General features: G+C 54.3%; 3 protein-coding genes. All 3 read right to left on the bottom strand.

What is annotated here, in order from left to right; all coding sequences use genetic code 11:
• The coding region (locus AC6FTP_RS27165) for an autotransporter-associated beta strand repeat-containing protein (RefSeq protein WP_497210026.1) at positions 1-20,784 on the bottom strand (20,784 nt) is incomplete at its 3' end.
• Between the two features lie 413 nt (positions 20,785-21,197).
• Entirely contained in the window at positions 21,198-21,617 is a 420-nt protein-coding gene (locus tag AC6FTP_RS27160) for an exosortase system-associated protein, TIGR04073 family (protein ID WP_497210025.1), read from the bottom strand.
• A 50-nt stretch (positions 21,618-21,667) separates the two neighbouring features.
• The gene (locus AC6FTP_RS27155) at positions 21,668-22,873 is read right to left on the bottom strand and encodes a serine hydrolase (protein WP_497210024.1); all 1,206 of its coding nucleotides are present in this window, start codon (positions 22,871-22,873) and stop codon (positions 21,668-21,670) included.
• Positions 22,874-22,876: the final 3 nt, after the last annotated feature.

Here is a 22,876-nt window from a genome sequence, read left to right as displayed (position 1 = left end):
CAAGTTCGTGGCCCAGGTGGTGATGGTGACGCTGGCAGGAGCGGATGCCTTGGTAGGATAGCCGCTGATGACTCCCGTGGTCTTGTCGAACGTCAGCCCTGCAGGCAAGCCTTGGACATTGTAGCTAACAGCGGTGCGGCTGCGGGATTCCGCCTCGGTGAAGTCCACAGGCGGCTCAGCACGATCGTTCAAGTTCACGTCGATGGTATCGTTGTAGAGGCCACCGATGACCCCTGGATTGAGAACGGCTGGAGTGTTGTTCACAGGCACCTTGTCATAGACACGCACATCGTAGAAACAGCCTGCGACTTCAGTGCCGTCTGGACCGGTAACTTTGCAAACATAGAGGCCGTCGTCTTCGATCATAGCGTTCGATACGATGAGGGCATTGACTGCCGTGCCAGAGTAGGTTTCGCCTGCAAAACGGACATCTGTGTCACTGATTGGAGTGTCATCTGGAACCATGACCACCTGCGGTTCCCCGCCTTCCTCCTCCGGCGGGATGGTTTCCTCCACATAAACACGCTTGTACCATTTGTAGGAGACATTGGTTTTCGCGCCTCGCCCGACGTTGGCGGTGAGCGAGAAGCTGGGGGCACCCAACTTCACAGGAACCATGCGGGTGGTTTGATCCACCACGACGATTTCTGCGAATGCTGGTGCGGGTGGAAGCGTGACTTTGGTGCTGGTCGTATTGGTCACCTCAACGGAGTAGCTGCCTCCGTTGGCGATGGCGATGGAACTCAAAGCATAGGTGTTGGTCGTGGCACCAGCGATGACCTTGCCGTTATTCTTCCAGGCGTAGCGCAATTCAGGGCGGCCAGAAGCGTTGACGGACATGCTGAATGGCTGACCAGCAAGCAAGGTGCGGCTGGCGACGTTGTGATCAGACACGACCGGTGCAGCGTCAAGCACGGGCAGGGTCAGGCTGTTGCTCTGCACGCCAGACGGGATGACTGGGTTTGAGACGCGGCAGTAGTAGATGTCTGGAGTGGCCAGGATGGCTGCGTTATTAACAACGAAGGAAGCACTGGAGCTAACCTGCACAGGGGCACTGACACCACTCACGCGGAACCACTGGTAGGTGAGAGGCCCCTCTCCCGAGGCCGTGACACTGAAGGTGATATTCTCACCCACATACGTCGGCCCCGGATCGCGAGTGCGGGTAGCGATGACATTGGTGACCGTGTCACGCACGGTGATGGTGGCGATGGTGCTGGTCACCTGCAGGGCGGGATTGGCCGTGGAGACGAAATGACAGAAGTAGCCACCCTGATCAGCCTCAGTGATCTCCGTGATTGTGAAGGTGCTTATGAATTTGTTTGCCTGAGCAGGCACGGCGGTCGCAGGCTGGGCAGAGACAAAGGTATCCGTCGTTCCGACACGCTTAGTCCACACGGCGTTGTAGGGACCAGGGCCCGTGACGATGCAGGAAAGCTCCAGTGGCGCTCCTGGAGTCTTAATCTCTGAAAGAGGATGGTCGCCAGCGAGGATGACAGGCGTGTCATTCACATCAATAGCAGCACTTCCATTGCTGACCATCGAACCCCCTGTATTCTGGGCACGCACCTGATAGACGCCTTCAGTGTTTGTGCTGGCAACAAGTGTGAATGTGGCTGTCACGCCATTGCCAGCAGGAATGCCGTCCGCTGGTGATAGCACGAGGGACTGGATCAAGTCTTCCGAAATGGCCGAACCATCCTTGATCAAAGTAAAGGAGATCGGCGCGGAAGAGGTGGAGTCAGCTTTGGCAGTAATGGTGAAAGTCGCCCCTGGCTCAAGTATTCCGGAAGCAGGGACGCGGGTCGGACCAGCCGTGATGGTGGGAGGGGAGAACGGGGAAGGGCCAGAAAGTGTGACAACGACGAGTGCACCGAGAGTATTCAGTAAACTGGTGTCCCAGCGGTAATTGCCACCCAACTCGAAAAGGGTGAGGTCTGTGCCTGTCTCGGTTCCCGTGCGGAGGCTGGTGCTACCGACATTGATTGCTCCAAGGATGCCGTTGATGCCATTGGTGCCTGCTTTGAAGAGGTGGAAGACGTCTCCTGCCCTTGGTGTGTAGCCCTCGTTGATGAGAGTGATCTTGGCACCGCTCTCGATTCTGATCGCACCGGCCCCCGAGGCATTCTGAACATTGATCATGTCATGCTGCTGGGTGGTGACCAGAGTGTTGAGGGCGTTGGAGAATTCATTGGTATGCAGGCTGCTGATCCAGTTGATGTAGTTCAAATCAGAAGCATCCACAGAGCCGGGGGCATTGTAGGTCGGCAGGCGCACTTGCATGAGCGCTTCCGAGCCAGATTTAAAGATGGCGTCACCACTGACACTCAGAGTACCCATTTTACGGCCAGCAAGATCTCCTGGAGAGGTAATGCCACCCGACTGAACAGTCAGAGCATTCACTGAGGCACCGCCCATGATCCAACCGGAACCAGCGATGGTGCCGCCGTTGTTTACTGTGGTGCCTTGAGCATTCAGAGACCCTGTGTCACCCACCCCGTCACGCCCGACCTGAAGGATACCACCAGACACTGTGGTGGTACCGCTATAATCATTGTCCAGGGTCAGTACGCTCCAGCCACTGCCGGCCTTCACGAGACTCAAGGAAGCGCCGGTGAGGTGGGAATTCGTGCCGGGGGCAAAGAACTGGCTGTTGGGCACGCCATCGCGGAACTTGGCATCCCAGACGGCTTCATAGGCTGCCGGTGTGGCCTGGGTGATCGTGAGGCTGCCAGGAGTCGTGTCGGCATTTTCGATGATCTCAGTGCTGCCATTTGTGGTGGCGTTCAGTGTGCCGACTTCGCCGTAGAATGAGCCAGTTCCGCCGCTGGTGGTGAGTCCACCGATGGTCACTGACTTACCACCGGTCTGGATCATGGAGTTGAAGTTCATCAGCACGTCATTCGCAGCAGTCAGGGCAAGGTTGTTGCCAAAACGAAGGACAGCGGTTTTATCGAAGTCGTTGGAGGTATTTGCATTGACGGTGACATCCCCCGTCCAAGCGCTGTTGTCGCCATTGAGGACGGCATAGCCTGTCATACGTCCGTTGACGTTGTCATTGGCACCCCCCGTATCAGTGGCTTGGAAGAGGAGGTTGCCGCTGGTCGTGGTTCCATCGCGGAATTGACCGTTGAAATTCACGATCGCCTGTTCGCCGCCCAGAGAAATGCCACCATCCTGGAGGAGGACGATGAGGCTGTCATTCAGAGTGATGTTTCCATCAAAGGAGAAGCGATTTCCATTGGCTGGATTATCGATGCCAAGTCGCTTGGTCTGAGTGGGATTGTAAACCACGTCGATGTCATGCTTCACTTCCTGAATCCAATTCTGGACACTGCCAGCATTGTTGATGAGGAGTTGGGCAGTACCCTGGCGCTCACTGTCACCAAGGGTGATTTTTTTACCCGAAGCGTAGCCAGTGCCAAGCATGTCGGCCTGATTGAAAGCATAGACGGTGCCCTGCTTGATCACGAGATTGCCCTTCCATTCGGGGATATTACCACGGAACTCCATCTGCCCCTGACCGTCTTTGATGATGTCTCCACCGCCCATGACATAGCCTGCATCGAGAGCGAACCGGAGGTTGGAATTCACCCCGATATCAAAGGTGGTATTACCGGCGATGTTGGTGACTCCGTTGAGGTTGAAGGGACGGCGGTTGCCGAGGTTGAGAAGTTCATCAGCGGCAAGCGTCGTGGAGTTGTCTGCAGCAATGTCTATGAGACCACTGTAGGTGAAGGTATTTCCACCCTCGAAGGTCATGAATTCTTCAATCGTCCAGTCACCGCCATTATTGCCATTGCCGAGGAAGAACTGTACATTGGTCCCCTGGCGGAAGATCGTGCCATCTGCCCAGGAACGATTGGTGCCAAGAATGGACGTACCACCTGCATTAGCCGCACCATTATCCTGTAGGATTACCAGCGACCCCTGACGGATGTCGAGCAACCCTTGGAAGCCACCGTTGTGCCCTGCGCTACCCCCCATGAAGGTGAGCGTCCCAGTGCCCGTCTTCACGAGATCTCCACGGAAAATGTCTTCAGAAGTAATAGCTGCCTGAGTCCCGCTGACTGAACTGCCGATGATCAGATTGCCATCTGAACGAGTTACTTCAATAACACCGCCACTGCCCTGTAGGGTGATGCCTCGGTTGCCGAGAGAGGACATGCCACCCGTCCAGCGGAGCGTGCCGCCATTTAAAGTCAGGTGGCTATTCGTCACTGTTGCAGGCTCTTGCCCCAGCGCATTCACAGAATCGATCTCCAATACTGCACCATTCACATTGGTTCGCCCTGTATAGGTATTCGTTCCTGTCAGACGGACCGTACCAGTGGTATTGAACTCACTGATGTTGGTGGAGTTCGGGCCCGAGATCGTCAAAATACCATTGCCTGTGACCATGGCACCGATGTTCAGATTACCCTGACCATATTGATGAACGATGAGTTCAGGTGTCGCGCTGATCAGAGCGATGCCTGTGGCTGTCGCTGAGAGTCTCGCTGAAAGGGTGATCGAGTTCGTCGTGACCTGTGTGATATACGCACCCGGTGGAATAACCGCCGCTGGGACGATCACTCTGGCGACGGCTCCGGTGCCCCCTCCCCCCGAGAACGCTATGGTGGGCTCGCTCGTGAAACCACTGCCAGCAGCTGTTACACTGATGGCTGTCACAGCCCCGCCTGAAACCGTGGCCGTAGCCGTGGCTCCGGTACCACCACCACCGCTGATCACCACCGTTGGGGCAGAGGTGTAACCGCTACCGCCATTCGTGACTCGCACTGATCTCACATTTGGGATACCTCGCACCAACATGCCTGGTGCCAGACCAACCGTAGAGGGCATATTGGTAATGGTTTGGTTCGCAGGGCTGCTGGAGTTGTCGCCATCCGCATCACCCAGATAGCGATTCACGGTGATGGTGACACCGTTATTGCTGGCGGTGGCGACGTTCGTCAGGGTCATCGTTGAGCCCCCGGCGTTCACGCTGTCAATGGTGGTGCCTGCGGGGATGCCTGTGCCTGAGACCAACATGCCGGGAACTAGGCCCGTGGTGCTATTCAAGTTAGTGATCACTCGATTCGCATTGGTTACATTGCCAGAACGGGTGAAGTTGAAGTCACCACTCGAAGTGGAATCGAGCATGTTGATGGTGCCATTGGAGATGGTTTTGTTTGCCGCGCCGGTATTTGAACTGACAAGAATGCCACCGGCAAGCTCGTCACCGATGAGTGAAAGAGCATTGCCACCCAAGTTCACAACACTCTCAGCGAGTGTGTCGAAACGCAGTGTGTTGAGCGCCAGATTGCCAGCGAGCGAACCAAAGTATCCAGCCCCTCCGTTTTCAGAGACATCCATGCCTCCAGCCCAGGCAGCGACATTGTTTTGATATTCTTCGGGCGCACGGGAAAATGCCTCAATGCCATGGCTGGCGTTGCCATTGACCATCGCAAAGTCGGTGGCCGTACGACTCGCATTGCCATAAGTCGCCCACGAGACGATGCGATTCCTAGAGATCACTGACGAACTACCAAACGGAAGATTGATGGCGGCAACTCCGCCAGCATCCTGATTCTCGACAAAATTCGCCGTAGCCCCCACCCCACGTGTGAAGATGCCATTCGTGGCATTCGTGTTGCCAAGGTTCAAGGTCACGTTGAAGGCGGCAGTGGTGCGCGCCTCAATCTCGCTTCCACCAACGGTGAAGGCCACCGTTCGTGCAGCACCAGTGTCAGTGCTGTAGTTTGCAGTCGTGGCGGCAGTGGAATTACCGAGGACTTGGAAACTGCCGCCACGGAAGGTGAAGTTGCCGGAGTTACCGAGCCGGGCGACATTTTGCCCACGATGATCGACGACGACGGTGCCGCCCCCAAGTTCGAAGGAATGGGTGTCACTGCCACTAGCCAATAATGTATTCAACAGGCTTAGCGTGCCGCGCCCGATCTTCTGGATGCTCTGACCGTTCAGTCGCATATTTAGATCCACGTTGCCACCAGCCATAGAGTAGAAGCGTGCTGCTTTATCCAGGCCGAGGCTGCCGGTGCCGTCCCCATAAGTGACAGTGCCTGAGGTATTGATACCACCGATCCAGGAGGTGCTGCCAGAGCTGACGCGCCAGCTCGCCATGTTGAAGAGCTGGCCAGGCTTGCTCAGGAAGAGCATGTTGTTTCCACCACCACCAATGTTGAAGCCGTGCATGGTTGCGTTGCCGTTGTTGCTGGTGGAGGAGGTGTTGAAGACGCTGTTTGAATCGGCGCCTGCAATTTTGCTAAGAGCAGAATTTGTCCAAAAACCAGAGCCATCATTCCCTTGCGCGGCAGGATCATAGTCAACAATCATGATGCCTTGGTTCAGCAAGAGCCGACCAGCGGCGGCATACTGCTTCTCCATCATCACATTAAGCGTTTCATTGCCAGTAATGGTGAACCGGAAGACTTCGTTTTCATTGGTCACGGTGGTGGCACCGGCGGTGCCACGATTAATGGTAGAACCTGTAGGCAGGGATGCGACGACATTGGCGACAGGTGTCGCCACTCCGTTCACTCCGCGATCGCCAATCTGACCACGCAGAAAGATAAAACCATTGGATGAACCTGCGGTGCTCAGGACACGGGAATCAATCGCCTGCACGTCACTAGTCACAGCCGATCCTGCGGCATAGCTGCCATCCGCATTGATCCTGCCGCCATAGATGTCGCCTTGGATGATGAGAGTGGAGTTAGCGCCGGAGGCACTGATCAGAGGTGTGAAAAGTATCTGACCGGCTGCATCCACATTGTCCACGACGATGTCACCGTAGAAATAGGTCAGGTCATTCTGAGCCTGCATGACGGTCTGATCACCCTGCAGAGTGCCTACAAAGATGTCCTTTGGAGCGGAGGCACTGCCAAGAGTGATCCCCTGACTGGTGACCAATGTGCCGAGTCCCTCCACCTTGAAATGATTTCCCTGCCCACCAGCGCCTGCTGATGAACGGCCATTTCTGAGGTTAAGGACACCTTCTGAGATGGTAGTGACGCCTGTGTAAGTGCTGTAGCCGTCCAGGACGACCTGAGCCAATCCCGTCTTGGTCAGACCACCAGAACCCACAATGTCGGAGCGGATGAAGAAGTTTCCTGTCTGGACAGTTCCATCTGTAAAGCGCACATAGCCGTTCTGGTTGTTGATAATGGCCTCACGAGTGCCGAAGTCGAGCACCCCCCCCTGGATCACGGTGTCTGCCATATTTCCATTGTTCCCGATCGTGCTGTTTCCAGCACGGAAGAAGGCGCTGCTGACCATGCCTGAGGAGATTGTAAGTCTGGCATCGACTATGAGCGTCTGTGTGAGCGGATCACTGTAAGCCGTGAGCGTGGTGCCATTGTTGATGGCCGATTGCCCAATAAAGTCTCCAGCACTGTTGGCCGCAGGACCAAGACGCAGTGCATTAATGCTCATGTTTTGCCGAACCACACTCGTGATCTCGGTCAGGTTGACATTTTTGCCCGAACCACTGCCAACGTCCAAGATGCCCTCGTATGGGGAGAAGTACTCCGAATCATCCAGCGGACGAAGGAATCCACCATCTAGTGTCATGAAGTGGCTGCCTGCCAGGAATTGTAGAGTGCGTGATTGGTTGTATAGATCGGAGACGTTTGCGTTGTTATAGCCGATCTCTCGCAAGTCATCCAAATAACCATGCGGGATAATGCCACCCAAGATGCCTGCAACGATCTTGCGGCTGGTCGTCGTCGTGCCGCTTCCATACTCAGTAAGGTTTGAGGAATTCGTCACCGCCACGCGGACGCTGTCTGTACCGAGTTGGGGGGCAGCGCTGCCGAACGTGGAAGAGGCATCGAGATCACTGATTCGCAAAATGGCTCCTGGACTGCGGGTGATGTTGCCAATGGTCAGAGTCATGGCCTGATTGGCACCATCAGTCGGCCAGAGATCAATCATGTTCGTTCCGGACTGCACCCGAACCTGGGCTCCGCCGGAGGTGGCTAGAGCTTCGTTGTTGGCAGAAATGCCACCATGGATGCGCAGCCAACCATGATCGAGATTGATGTTGGCGGAGTTATTGATTCGATCATCATGGTTACCACCGCTGACGGCGGATGAGGCATCGAGTCTGTCGGTGTTGTCCAGAGTCAGCATACCACGTCGCTGCAAATTGATGTCAGAGGTTCCCGAGACTCGTGCATTCGCACCTGCCAATGTGAGACCGTACTCAGCCCATCCCTCACCATCACCGTAGGTCTGATAATTAACTCCGTTCACGCTTACCGTATCGCTCTGCCAGCCTACGGCCACCTGACTGAAACGGAGAACATTCAATGCCCCAGTAAAGTTGTTGTTGTTCGTCAGCCGCACTTCGCGAGTGCCCGTTTTAGTGAAGCCCCCTGCCCCTGTAATCTGTCCTCCAATGATGAGTTTGGTCTGAAGATCGCCTGTGAGGTTAGACTGAGCGACCACGCTGTTCGTGCCAGTCGCAGACTCATTGTGAATGATATTACGACTTGCATCACCAAGGACGGTGAGAGTTCCATCCAGATATGTGCGCGGACTTGGAATGGTGTCCGTTCCTGTGTCGATGTAGTTCACACCACCACTAGAGATGTCCAATGCGGTGCCCTTAGCAGTGACGCCATTCATGGTGATGTTCACAGTGTGGTGGACATCCCAGTTACGGTAGAGATTCAGACGAGCACCCACGTTCGGACCGGCTCCAGTTCCCACGACCGTCTGGTCAGCAAGTGTGGCTCCTTCGTAACCGATCTCGATGCCATTGGTGACGTTGGCTGCTGTGATTCCACTCCAAAGGCCAGCCGCATTAACGGGGGTATCCATTTCGAGGCGGAGAATACCTTCGCGGACGTTAATCTTGCTAAGGGAGCTGGTGAAGGTGGGCTGGTGGAGCACCACACCATCCCCCGAACGACTGCCAACTATATTGAGTACAAAGCCTTGACCGTCGAGCGTTGGGAAATTTCGGGTGAAATTGCCATCGAGAGCAGAACCGTTGTTGGGATTCGTATCATAGCCTGCGAGATCGAGACGCGCGTTATTGACAAATCCACCACCGCTCAGGGTCGTGTCTCCAGTTAGCACGATGTGCGAAACAACACCAGTGCCTGAAGTATTGCGTAGAGCTCCCGTGTTGTTCAATCCAGCACCTCCGACGCGGAAGATCTCACGCGTCGGGGAGGGGTCATCCCCCAAATTCAACGCCTGGCCGCGCAGATCAAGCGTGGCACCCGCTGCAATGATCGTCTCGTTGCCCACACCAAAAGCACCGAGAGCACGGCTGTTTCCAATGCGCATTTCCCCCTGGTTCACCATAATTTGGCCGGAGAGAGTTGCTGTGGCGGCAGCTCCAGTCTGCCCATCAAGAGCCCCCGTGAAATTATTACCATTGAGGTTCAGCAATCCATTGCCGGTTTTCGTGAAGCCTGCATTTCCATGAACATAGCCGGTCCAGCTCACAATTTGAGACGTCGCTAGATCAATGGTGAAACCTGCTGGGGTGGTGTTGTTAAGGGTCATCCTGCCGGTCATGGGCAGGTTGGTGTTAGTGGCACCGTTTGCCACTGCTGTGAGAGAACTACCATGGCTAAAGGTGATCCACTCGTTGTTATTATTGATTGTGCCACTTGTCGCGACGGTAACACCGAACAATTCGAGTGTGGCGCCTGAGTTAATGGTTGTGATACCTCTATTCACACCCAATGGATTGGAGATATTCGAGCCAGCGACACGTAGCTTGCCACTCTCAACCGTGATGTCGCCAAAGTAGTTGTCGCTTGCCGTATCAAACAAAACCGTCTGACTGTTGCCAGCACCCAGGACAACGCGACCGGCCCCCTGAAGTGCTCCGAGATCTTGAATGGCGGCACTGCTTGAAACGAATCGCAGAGTAGCCCCATGACTGAGATTAATTGCTGGGGCACCCGTGCTCAGGCTAGCGTTGGTGGCTAAACCTGGAGATGCGATGGTGCCACCCACCTGGATTTCCCCCTCATGAAGATTCACTGCACCCGTGAATGTATTGACCCCGTTCAGGAAGAGCTTGCCTGCACCCGCTTTCGTGATGCCCTGGGCTCCTGTGTTATTGGCGATGACCGTGTCGATCTGAAGTGCATTGGCACTATGTTGGTGGATGATCAGCGCTTCAAGACCAGCACCGGTTACATTGTTGCGGATAGATCCTGTCCCGTTAATAATCACGTTGCCTGAGGCAGGTGTCATCAATAGGCCACCCGCAGTCATGCCAAGCACATTATTTACGCTTAAGGTGCCACCGGCCGGCTGATTGAAGCGAAGGGTATTGGCTATGCTAGCCGCAGAGATGGCAGTGAATGCGACGACATCCACATTATTCGAAGCAGCATAAGTGTCGTTGCTGAATGTAGCCAATCCCGTGATCGCTCCATCGGCAGCGTTCGTGCTGTTCACACCCCAAGTGCTGCGTCCAACAGTAATGCTGCCTCCACCCACGATGCCATTGGTGTTGAGGGTGTCTGTGTCAGCCAGACCAGCTGCATTCAGATCAAGCGTTCCACCGACCGCCCGAGTGATCGCATTCAATCTCATAGTCGCAAGACCCGATGGACGACTGAGGTAGCTAGCTCCCACATTCAGATTCGTGCTAAGCACAATTTCAGGATTAGCACTGGCCGCTCCAACGAGTTCAATGTTTGCCCCCGACATGCCAGCGAAGTAAGTCCCACTTGGAACATCACTATCAGCGCCAAGAAGTTGAATGACGCCAGCCCCATTCCAACCCAATTCCAAAGCAGAGCCGTCAGCAAATTTGGATGTATTATTGACGGTGTAATCAAGCCTCACTTTACCACCTGTAACAGCAGTGATGCCTGTGTAGGTATTGGTTCCAGAAAGCACCTTGGTCCCCATGTCGGTCAACAGCAAGCGTCCGGTGCCAACTGTCCCACTGATGGCACCACTCACAGTCAACGTTGCACTGGGTGAGGCCGCCACACGGAAGTTTGCATTGGTGCCTCCGAGCACGACACCACCCGTCCATGTGTTGTCACCAGAATCGGCCGTGAAAGAGGCGTCAGAAATCGTATTCGTCAGTGTCTCACCAGTAATTGTGCGCCCGCCACGAAGCATCAGCCCAGTGCCGTTTCCGCCACCTGCATTCGCAGAACCCGGGAAGAGCCCAATAGTTACACCGCCAGCAGAAGTGCCCAGCGCATTGTCATGAGTGACAATCAAAGCGCCTCCTGTGGTCGCCGTGGTGCTGGAACTGCCCACGCCGGCAAAAATATTGACCGCACCAGTGAAGGAATTGTTTCCACCGACAACCCAATTCCCCTGCTCAATCTTGGTGAGATTCACCACACCGGATCCATTGTTGGCAATCTGCGGATTGAACGTGTTATTTCCCAGATTTTGGCCACGCAGCATAAGAGTTGAGGCAAGATTAGGTGCAGTGAAGGCGACAGGTCCTGTCCCAGTAAAACTCACCGTGGGCACCAATCCGCCCTGAACGACGCCGTCAGCCCAAATGGCGACAGGTGCTGCGGTGGTTGTAGCAGAGGCTGTCGCACCGAAAGTCATCAGGCGATTTGTGCTATTGCTTGTGAGGCCAATAAAGCGCAGCCCACCATTGCCGGTGACAGTGTTAATGACCAAATTTGATGCATCATCTGTGGCTGCACCAATTCCGCTAGGCTGACCACCGTCAGCCAAGTAGAGCACATCAATACGGTTTCCTTGGATGGCCGTGCCAAGTGTGGTGATTGTCGTTGATCCCGTGTAAGTATTGCGGTTGGTCAAAGTCGAGACACGGGCATTGGCGTCATTGTTCGTGCGGGTGATGCCTGCGCCGCCGCTGATGACACCGCTGAAGGTCTGGCTAGCATTACGGACAGTGAGCACTCCAGCATCTAGGATCACGCTGGCTCCGATGGTGCCAGCAAGACCGCCGATGGTTTCGCTGCTGCGGATACGAAGAGTGGCGGCACCCCCAGAAGAGCCGTCCGATCCAGCGTTGGTCAGATTCACCAAGGAATCTTCACCAATCGAACCAATTTTATTCATCCGCTTGATTGCGGAGTCTAGCGGTTCCGTGGAACCAGCTACAGCGGTTCCACCAGCGAATTCTAGCCAACCACGAGTTACAGTAATGGTGCCAGTAATCGTGTTCGTTGTGCTGTTCAATATCCATTTACCTGCCCCTTCCTTCGTTATAGCTGCCACGCCACCGCCAAGCGCTGAGTTATTGATGGATCCATTTATGGTGTTATCACCGAAATTGCTGCCGCCTAGGAACCAAGTGTGAGTGTTACCAATGCTGACCGTGCTTGTTGTGTTATCAAGAGTCTGCTCGAGTGTCCCTGCGCTGGTGTAGCCACTGGAGAAAAGCCCGCCGTTGATGACAATGACTTTGGTGCCGTCATTTTGAATAGCACCACTGCCATCACCACCTGAGTAACTGCGGTTGAAGGAGATGTTCGAGCCGAGCGACAGTGTGCCCGCGTTCGGGTCGTTGAATAGGATGGAACCTTGATTTGCAATAGCACCGAGATTGTCACCGCCTCCGAAAATAGTGTAGCGGCGAGCATCAGAACCTGTCGTACCGAGATCAACCACACGCGGGACAGAGAGGTTTCCGAGGATACCAGTGGTTTCATTCCCCAAGCCTAGATTGCCAGCAAGCTTCAAGGTTCCCAGGTTGACGGTGACCCTGCCACTGAAGTTATTGTTGGTATTCTTCAGCAGCCAACGCCCAGCTCCATACTGGTCATTGTTGGTGACGTTTGGATTGATGATCAGAGACAAGACGGCAGTGCCTTGGTCGATGACCCCGTTGATGGTATTATCGCCAGTATTTTGACCGTGAAGTATAAGTGTTTTGTTGGCGAAATTCGTGATCGATATTTTACCATCTAATCCACTGGCTGAACCAATGCTCAGGGGCGCGATGCCATTGGAGCCAATACGGACAGTGGCAGCCTGGCTGACATCCTCAAAACTAAATTCAGTGAGGGCGGGGATGCTATTGAGCGTGGGGATGGAAAGCGACACAGTATTGTTACCTGTATCGATGCCTGAAATCGTTGTTCCTGGAGCAATGTTCAGCCCCTGAACAGCCATGTTGAGCACTAGTCCGCCGACGTCCTGGAGTGTGATCGTGGAACTCGTTCCACTGACCCCCACGCTGTTCTTCTTCGTCTCGAAGGCACCACTGTTGGACAAATTGATGTCTTTCGTCACGATATGTGGAACCAAACTGCTGCTAACATACTCGATTCTGGCTTCCTGGGGTGCAGTGCCGATGAGACCTGAAACACCGAGAGTGATTTTAGACGTTTCACCCGAGCCACTTAGGGTGGCCAGGTTGGAAACGCGTGCCGTAACGACTTGAGTCGAACTGCCGATTTGCAAAGAGTTGGCAAGTGTATTTGTGCCAAACAGGCCATACCAGGCAGCGCCTCCATTAGCATCCAATGCCAGGGTGCCCCCCCCCTCGAAATTGCCATTAATGACATGGTTTGTATTATCATCGATCCTCAGTGTAACATCGGTGGGCACTTGGACGGTAGAACCCTTTTGTGTAGCCAGATATCCCACTGTCTCGTTTTGATTAAACAGGAGAGTGGCCCCGCGCAGAAGATAGAGGTCAGCATCGTTGTTGATGCCGTCTGGCACCTGGGTGGTGTTCGCCAGATCAGGATCGGAATCATCGGTATGATCCACGATCAAAGTTCCACGCTGGATGTAAGTGTTGTGGTGACGATTTGTGGTGATTACACCGGCAAAATTATTGTAGCCCTTGAGTGTTGTAGCCCCGCTGTTATTGAAAACAAAATTGGCCGTGGCATTGTCTGTCCCATGTGGGAGGAAGCGCCCCCACAAGACGTTGCTTTCACTGCCAGCGATCTCGAACATGGAATTGCTGATCGGCTGGAAATTCAGTCGATTTCCTGAGCCTGTAGAGATAACGCTGGAAAAGGTAACTTTGTTATTCGGCTCTGACTGTATGATCGCACGCTGGGAGAACGGGTTCTGCCCTGGCTGGGAGTGCTCGCCTGCGGTAACTGTGCCCGCAAAGTTGAGAGCGCCAAGACCGTACCTCACAACCACGGCATTGCGGGCATTTGTTCCATCCGTCCAAGGATTGATATTCACGTCGTTGGTCAGAATCTGATTGCGCAGACTTTGGAAGCGCAGAGTGGACTGGCCACCTGTAGATGATTGAAGGGTAATGGGGCCTGTGCCGAGACGTCCGGTATAGGTGTCAGCACCGACTCGCATGTCGGCGTTGATATTGGCACCCGTCTGCATGCTGCCTATGTTGGTCGCACCTGAGTAGGTGTTGTGGCCTGTCACATGTACGACGTTTCTCGTTTGATTGAGTCCTCCAGTGCCAGAGATCGTGTTGGAGAGCCCATAGTGAGCATGGATGAGATTCAGGGTGATGGAGCTATTGTTCACGATTGCTCCGTCGCCAAGACTTCCATCCACTCCTGCGGCATTTAGTGGCCCACCCCCAACATAAATCGGACTGCTGGATGTAAGCGGACCAAGCACGCTATTCGCAGTACTAAAGATGAAGTTGCCCGAGCCATTTAAGGCAAGAGTAGCGCCTGGGCGGGTAACAACTGGAGCCGTAAACGTGAGACTGTTTCCTGGAGTGGTGGAGCGCAATTGACTGTTGGCACCTACATAAACAGGCCCCTGTTGTGTGGCACCACCAGAGATACCGGCTAGAATGCCGCCATTCAGATAGATGGTTTCATTGATGCGGACATTCGAGCCGAGTTCCAGCGTGCCTGCAGAATCCACTGTTGTGAGCCCAGCAGTACTGCCCAATCCAGATCCCCCAGCAAAGGTGCCGCTGCTGATTTGCACCGTTCCAGATACGATATAGGTGCCCCCGGTGTATGTGCTGTTGGCTCCACCCAGTATCTGTTTGCCAAAGCTCTTGACCTGGATGGCACCAGAACCTGTGATGTCTGGATAGGTGTAATCTACCGCACCTCCTGAGTGATTCAGGCTGAGGTAGCCATGGTTAACGATGTTTGAACTCAAGCCCAGGCTGCCTGTGCTGGAACTGCTGGAACCTAGTTGGAGCACTCCATCCAAGATGCTGGTCTTTCCGTCAAACTGGTTGTCGGCCAACAAAATCACTTTGCCACGACCTGTTTTGGTAAGGCTCAAAAATGACTCAAAAGGTGAGTTCTGATTGTTTACGATCGTGCTTTCAATAATCAGGCTGCCTCGCGTGTTGTGTTGATGGAGAATGAGTTCATTGGCAACTAACTCGCCCTCACCGCCGGTAAGGGCTGTGCCGTCAGTGGTGATCAAAATGTCATGCGCCCCCACATTCTTGGTCACCAGGATACCGCCAGACTCCACACTGCGGGCATCAGATCCGTTCCCAGTCAAAGTCACAGTCAAGAAGGTTGAACTAGGAGCGGTGTTGAACCGCAGGGAACCCGTATTACTGCTGAAATCGAAATCTCCCAACACGTTGGTGTGCCCTCCTTGCGCCAACTCTTGCCCTATCGGCTCGTACGCGCTGTCAGGTAATCCTGTAATGGTGGTGACTAGCCCGGATTCACTGCCTACAGCCCATGTGGTGATGTCATGACCAATACCAAAGGTGGCATGGCCGCCCATGGTGCCCGCGATATAGGCATTGTCATTGAGAGTCTGCGTGGCCGCAGATGTACCATGCACTTCTAGTACGCTGCCAGATTCGATAGAGCCTAATGGCCCGCGGTTGATGACGCCGAGATTGATTCTGCCCCCCATGCCAGAGGCCGCCGAGATGCTGTTAATACCAGCCCCCAAAATGGTCGAGGAGACGTTTTCCACAACTGACGAAGCGCTGCCGCCTTCAAGATAGATGCTGGCCCCTGCCAGACGCAGCCCCCCTGAAATGATGTTGTTAACTCCTACCCCCGAATAATTCAGGATCAACGATGAGGCCCCCGAAACATTCGTCTGCCCCGTATATCCCTGATTGGAGTTCATCCGCAAGCGGGCTCGTTCGGTGAGTGTCAACCCACCTCCACCAGACGACGAGCCTGACCAAGTTCCAGTGTTAATGCCCGCCTGTGGAGCGGAGGTGAGGATCAACTCCTCATCAGTATCCAGGACCAAGGAACCCGCGCCGTAGAGAGATCCAACGGTGTCCGTGCGTGTCACACGGAGCTGACCGCCGGACGCCACACTCAAATGGACTTCGTCACCGATGCTTCCTGTCGAGCCATCAAGAATCACCAGACCACTATTTATGTTAAGTGCGCCTTGATGAACCACATTGCTATTGAAAGTGGCGCTGGCAGTGTCAGCGCGGATTCTCCAGCCACTCGAATGCGTGCCGTTGACATTGATCGTCCCGAGGCCGTTAAAGATGCCGTTGAAAAGCTCGTTCGTGTCAGTGAGGCTTGTGTTGTTAATGTTAATTGTGCCGCCGTTAAAATGGAAGGTTTTTGAGCCGGCATTTTCCTGCGTCGAGAGGGATTTCACAGTCTGGGTGGAACCACTGAGTTCAAAAGCTGAATTTGCATTCAATAGACCGGAGGTGCCCGCAAATAGCTGCAAATCCGTCGTGGCAGGAAGCACCCCAAAGCCACCTGTCGTTGGAGCACCCAAACCTGATGCTGCCCCATATGCTCCGATCCGCAAAGTGCTGTTCACATTATTGGCGGTAGGCCGCACAATGGTGCGTCCCTCATAAGTAGAAGTTCCGCGCAGTTCGAGCACGTTGTTCCCCAGTTTATCGAGATCACCTTCACCAGACAGTGTCCCGCTGAAAACGAAAACGGAATTCGCTGTCGAGTTGTTCAATGTGAGCCCAGCGCCGATATCAATCTCACCTCCATCGCCGACTATAAATCCGCCCGCAAGAGATCCAGCGACTCCATTGGGGAAGTTCCGAGTCGCACCGCGCCCCCCACCAACGATAGAAGCGAGAGTCTCACCATTAATATCGGAGGTGTTAAGCGTCAGCTTTGCTCCAGCAGCATTGGACACCATCACATTAGATGAACTAGAAAGACCGAACGTGCCACCTACATTGAGTTCTCCTCCCTCAACGCGAATCGTGCCATCCATTACGGATGCGTCATCATTGTTCCAAGTGAAAACTCCAGTTCCTTCCTTGATCAACCAAGTCGCCCCCCCCCCACGAATCTTGCCATTGTAACTGGTGGTTGCATTGTTTCCCCCAAGTGCCAGCGCCCCTGTGCTGGCAAATCCGGTCAGATTCACGATTGTTCCCGGGTTGGCAGGGGTTCCATCCCCTTGATGTCCGCCAGAGAGGCTCCCGATTCTTTCAAACGGAATCAGATTCACGCCGTTGGAGGCGAGGCTGAAGCTGGCCACTGCGCTCGTGCTGAACTGGACTGCTGTCTGATTTCCAATGGTATCCTGGATCACATTACGCCCGTTGACGTTTATTCCACCTGCGATGATGGCGCCTCCATTGATCGTCATGGCTCCGTTCAGATTGTTATTTCCACCCAGGACCATAGTCCCGGCACCGTTTTTGATCCAATTGCCAGTCCCTGTGAATGATCCCATCATTTGATCAGCACTGCTAAAAACAAAGTTCTTGGCGTTAGTCCCCGTGGTAATGGCAGGAGTATTGCTCAAAAGCACCTGATTGCTGCTCAGCACCTGAACGATATAAGTGCCGTCGAGAATATCCGAGTTTCCATCCTGGGACTTCACCACCATTCCAGGCACTAGGCCACTAGTACCGCCAGTGACGCTCATGACCCGTGTCGCCGTATGCACTTTGCCAGCGCGGACAGTGTCAGGTGCCACCGTGTGAGTCGTGGTTAGGGTGGCTCCGCTGCCGAGATTGAGAGAACTGTTGGCAAGAGTCGTCAGGCGACCAATCGTATCTGATGTATTCACCGTGAGTGTTGTGCCCCCAGCCCCAAGAAGAACGTTCAACGTATCCGAAAGAGTATCCCCACCCGCTCTCGCCAGTAGCACCCCTCCGCCGAGGATATTCAACCCACCGGTAAAGCTGGATGCTCCAGACAGTGTCAGTACTCCATTGCCTACCTTGTTAACTCCACCGGCTCCGGTGATGGCACCGCCATAGGTGGTGTTAAGTCCATCCCGACCAACATTCAAAGTGCCGCTGCCAAGGCCCACATTGCCGCCAACAGTACCACCACCAGCAATGGAACCGATGGTTTCTGTCTTACCGTTCAAGTTCAAAACAACACCGCTAGTATTCGCCAGAGTAACAGCCGTGCGGTCAGGCAATACTTCCACCGTGGCTCCGGAAGCGATCTGAATGTTGCCTGCATTGATCGTCGTGTTGCCGTTGTATGCATTGCCGCCAGAGAGAATCCAATTGGAAGCACCACTTTTCACGATGTTACCTGCTCCAGCACTGATCGGGCCACTCATGGTAATAACCCCATTCAGGTTATTCACCCCGGTGTCATTGAAGGTCAACGTTGTGACCGCAACACCCGTGCCAATAGCAAGTTGGCTCCCAGCAACGGAGCTAAATGTGCCCACACCGTAGTTTGAGCCGTTTTGAACCTGCAATGTGGCGCGCTCTGCCCCAAGGCTAAGGCTCGCATTCGCAGGAAGAGAACTACCATTATTGAGGATGACGCTCCCACCACTGCCCACAGTCACGTTAGGATTGGTCGAAACCAAAGCTGCTCTAAAGATGCCATTGGTGACGCTAAGCGCTCCGCCAGTCGTCACCGTCGTGGCCTGAAGAGTACCCCCATTGATCGTCACCGCATTTGGTTTCAGGGTTGTAGCCTGCAGTGTTCCCGCATTGACGATCAGGGGTCCCGTAAAGGTTTGTGCAGCAGTGAACGTCTGCGATCCCTCGCCATTTTTCACCAAACCGCCCGCCCCTGAAATCACCCCTGCGTAGCTGAAGGCATCGATAGGCAATGAATTCAGAGTAAGCGTAGCAGAACCAAGAGTAACTCCCCCACCAGTCGTACCACCGACAGTGAGACCGCGAATAGTGTTGCTAAAGTTGTTCAGATTCAGCGAGACACCTCCGGTGTTGGCCAGTTCAAAACGCGAATTGGGGGACAATGCCTGTGCGTTTCCAGCCTGGATAATCCCAGCCGTGATCAGGGTGCCCCCCGAGTAGGTATTTGCGGTGTTCGGCGTGAGTATCAACGTGCCAGCCCCAAGCTTTTGGAATGCATGACGGCTGCCATCATTACCAGCTGCACCACTGATGTTGCCCGTAATAGTAGCACCGTCGGAACGGTTCCAGCGGAAGCTACCTGTATTATCTGAGCCAGAGTTCCCGAAGATTTGGATGTTGCCTGAAAGATTAATCGCACCAGTCGTGCTGCCCGCCCCCACCGTAAGCCTGCCGTCATTGATGACGGTTGATCCCGTGTAGCTGTTTGCACCAGTGAGAATAAGATCACCAGCCCCAGCCTTTGCCAAGCTCAGCGCAGCAGCTCCGTTGTTGGCAATAATCGAGCCAATGGTCATGGCATTCTGATTATTCCAGATGTACAGCGTGTCTGGATTACTATCAGCGGCACCGCCTGCAGTCAGTGTCCCAGTTGTTATGGATGTTGTCTGGTTTTCACTTCCCACCCGCATGATCCCCCCTGAGACTATGTTGAGAATCGTGCCGGCATTTTGAGCAAATGAAAGAGCACCTGCGCCAGTGAAGCGCAGAGACTGAATGGTATCCGTCAAACCGGCAGTCACGCTGCCGGTGACGTTAATATGCGCGGTTTCAGCAGCATCTGTCCAGGCACCCGTGCGGGCCGTATAGCTGCCGCTAGCCAATGCAGCAATCACACCTCCACCGACCGCCCAGTCTGCATTGTTCACTACCGCCCAGCCACCAAGGATTCCATTGATGTTGGCATTGGAAGTTGTCACAAAACCTGCGGCACCAATATTCAACATGGTCGCTGCTTGTGGTTTACTGATCGCCCCCACGTTGATTGAAGCTGTCGTTCCGCCACGCGTAATTTGATTAACTCCGACTCCAAGATTCAGACCATTTACAGTTTGTGTATTGGTCGCTGCGCCCTGCACTAAAAGCGTGGACCGATTCAGTGTCAGACTGGAGGCGCTGTCGATCCGGTTGCCTGTGGTGGCATAGTCCAAAGTCAGTTGGGAGCCGGTTACCGTAGTCGCTCCCGTGATATTATTGGCTCCATTAGCACTGCCCAAAACGACAATGCCACCCAACCCATTCACACCCGGATTGATGGTCAAACCCGTGCCAGTCCCATTGACCACCGAACTCACCGTCAGCGTCCTACCCGCCAAAACGCTCCAAGTTGCCGCTCCGGCATTCAGCAGATTCAATGTGATCCCATTGGTCGTGGAAGTGTTGCTGATCGTGAGAGCCTGCGTAGCCCGGGACATGTCTATCCCGGAAGCCCCGAGATTGATCGTCTGGTTCTGGTTGGCCGTATTCTGGATGGTGATCGCACCTCCGCCAGGATTCACCACCTGCAGCCCACCTATATTCAGGATACCATTGGTGGGGTTCGTCGCGCTAGTCGAAAGGTTCGAGACACGAAACGTCGTCGCGCTAGTGATGGTGCTGTTGAATAGAAGCGTATCTGACAATGTTGGCGCTTGGTTCTGAGCATAACTGGTCGCCGGAAGGAAAGTCGGAACAGCCAACAGGGTATCGGCCCCCGAGTTTGTCTTGATCAGAGTCAGACCATAGGAGGGGAGAGTCCAAGTCAGACCGGAGATTAGCAGCAGCGTAGTGACGGGCACGCGCAGTCGTGTGCGCATGGTAGTCATAAGTTGCTGCGACAGATCGCGCGGACGTTCGGTGCGTTTCATAGCGGCGGTTGGGTTGGGTATCAGATCCCGATAGCTTTGACATCCGTGGGTCGGAGAGTCTCAAATATACAATAAACAATTACTAAGTCGCTGAAAACCAATGTATTGCGACTCATCATAAAATCCAAAAATACATTCGTTCATTCCTGCACGAACGATATAATACACCCCGGCATTACCTGGGTGCGAAGGTTGAAAAGGGCTTTTTTTACCAATTTTCATTTAATGACAATGTAATCACAAAGTCATGTCAGACTCCAAGCACAATCTTTGGCAGTTTGTCCCCCAAATGGCCTCGGATTTAGACAGTTCCCATCACCGCCTCCTGAACGTTGCCTTACTTTCGCCAAGAAAAATTGAGGATAAAAAAAGCGCAGGTCTTTCGGACCTGCGCTCAGATTAAAATATCAGTCTTACCAGCCCTGCGTGCGGCTGTAGGACACCTCGGAAAGGGCGCCTGGCTGGGGGGCGAATTCAGTGTAACCCCACCATGGATCGATTTTCTCCTTCTTGTAGTAAGGTGGGCGATAGGTCAGCTTCCAAGAAGGAACTGGGAAGGTCGCCACTTCATAAATGCCGTATCCAGCACGAACAATCATGCGCTTTGGTCCTTCGACGAAAATATCAGAAAATGCAGCAACGGCGCCATCAGAGCTGTTTGTTTTCTGCCAAACATTGATCGGCTCAGCGATTCCGTAGAGAAGATTGCCAATGCCACGGCTAAGTTTGCGGCTCCAGTTGTAATGGTGACCGGGAGGCGACTGGATGTCAGCGATCGCCACGCTGCTAAGCGAGACGGCGGCGAGGAGGATGAGTGCGAAACGATTTTTCATGAGAGCAGCTAGAGTTAGCCAATTTGGAGGCTTTCTGGCAAGAAAGAATCTCACTTTTTTCCGGCTGGGTTCCGCAGCTGGCGAAAACGGGCGATTTTGTCCGCCAATGCCGTTGCCTCTTCCAGGGTCAGAAAGCCGTCCTGATTCGTGTCCGCAGGGAAAATGCGGTCCGCAGCCTCCCCAGCTTCTTCACGGCTTACCCGACCATCGCCGTCCTTGTCCAGAAGGCTGAAATTCTGTTCGATCCGGGCTTTTGCCATCTCACTCTCGACACCAGCATCGGCATCCGACGCCACACCAGAGCCCGCCACCTTCGCGTCACCCAGCACGAGACTGAGAAATTTCTCCTCCCGATAGCGCTGCTCGGCATCGGCGAACTGCACGATGAGCAGCTTCTTCGAGGGGATCATGAAAAGCTTCTGCTTCCCCTTCCCTGCTGCCATCACGAGATCTGGGATCGGGTCCGTCGGTTTCGATTTCCAAAAAGTCATGCCGTAATTTGGATTCGCTGGCGCAGGCTTGAAGCACTCCGCCAGCGACTCAGGCTTCACGATCTGCTTCCCCTCCCACGATCCGCCATTGAGGACAAAGAGCCCGAACTTCGCCCACTCGCGCGCGGTGAAAAATGCCCCGCTGGGCAGGTGCGGCATCTTGTCGCCGTCTTCGCGCCACAGCTCATACTTCATGCCTAGCGGGGTAAAGAGACGCTGCTGGAGGTAGTCCAGCGGGTCCTTGGCTTTGCCGCTCGTCACCAACTTCCTGCGCATCACCTCGCCGAAGATTTGATACGGGATCGGCCCGTATTGGAATCGCGTCCCCGGTGCTCCCGTGACTTTCGCCTGTGCGAGTGCCTGCTTGTAGCTCGGAACCTGACCATTTTCCCCACCCGCGATGCCGCTGCTCAGGCTCAGGAGCTGGCGGATGGTGATGTCCTGCTTCTGCGTGTCCTCTTTCCACTCGGTGATCGTCTCGCTGAGCTTCTCATCCAGTTTTAAAAGACCATCTTCCTGTGCTGCCACGGCCATGAATCCCGAGAAACTCTTCGTGCCGCTTGCCAACAGATGCGGCTTCTCGAAGGTGTGCCCATTCATGTAGCGCTCAAAGACAAGCTTCCCATCTTCATACACGAGCATCGCATGACCATTCACGGATTCGAGATACTTGGAAGCCGCCTCATAGGCAGGATTTCCCTGCGCCGAATGGGTGGCAAAGGCTAACCAAAGGAGCGTGAACTGAAGTTTGAGAGGCTTGGTCATGGC

It is taken from the genome of Prosthecobacter sp. (genome assembly GCF_044378005.1).
In the GTDB taxonomy this organism is placed as follows: domain Bacteria; phylum Verrucomicrobiota; class Verrucomicrobiia; order Verrucomicrobiales; family Verrucomicrobiaceae; genus Prosthecobacter.
Note: the sequence above shows the minus strand (reverse complement) of the source record. Positions and strands in the feature narration are given on the sequence as shown.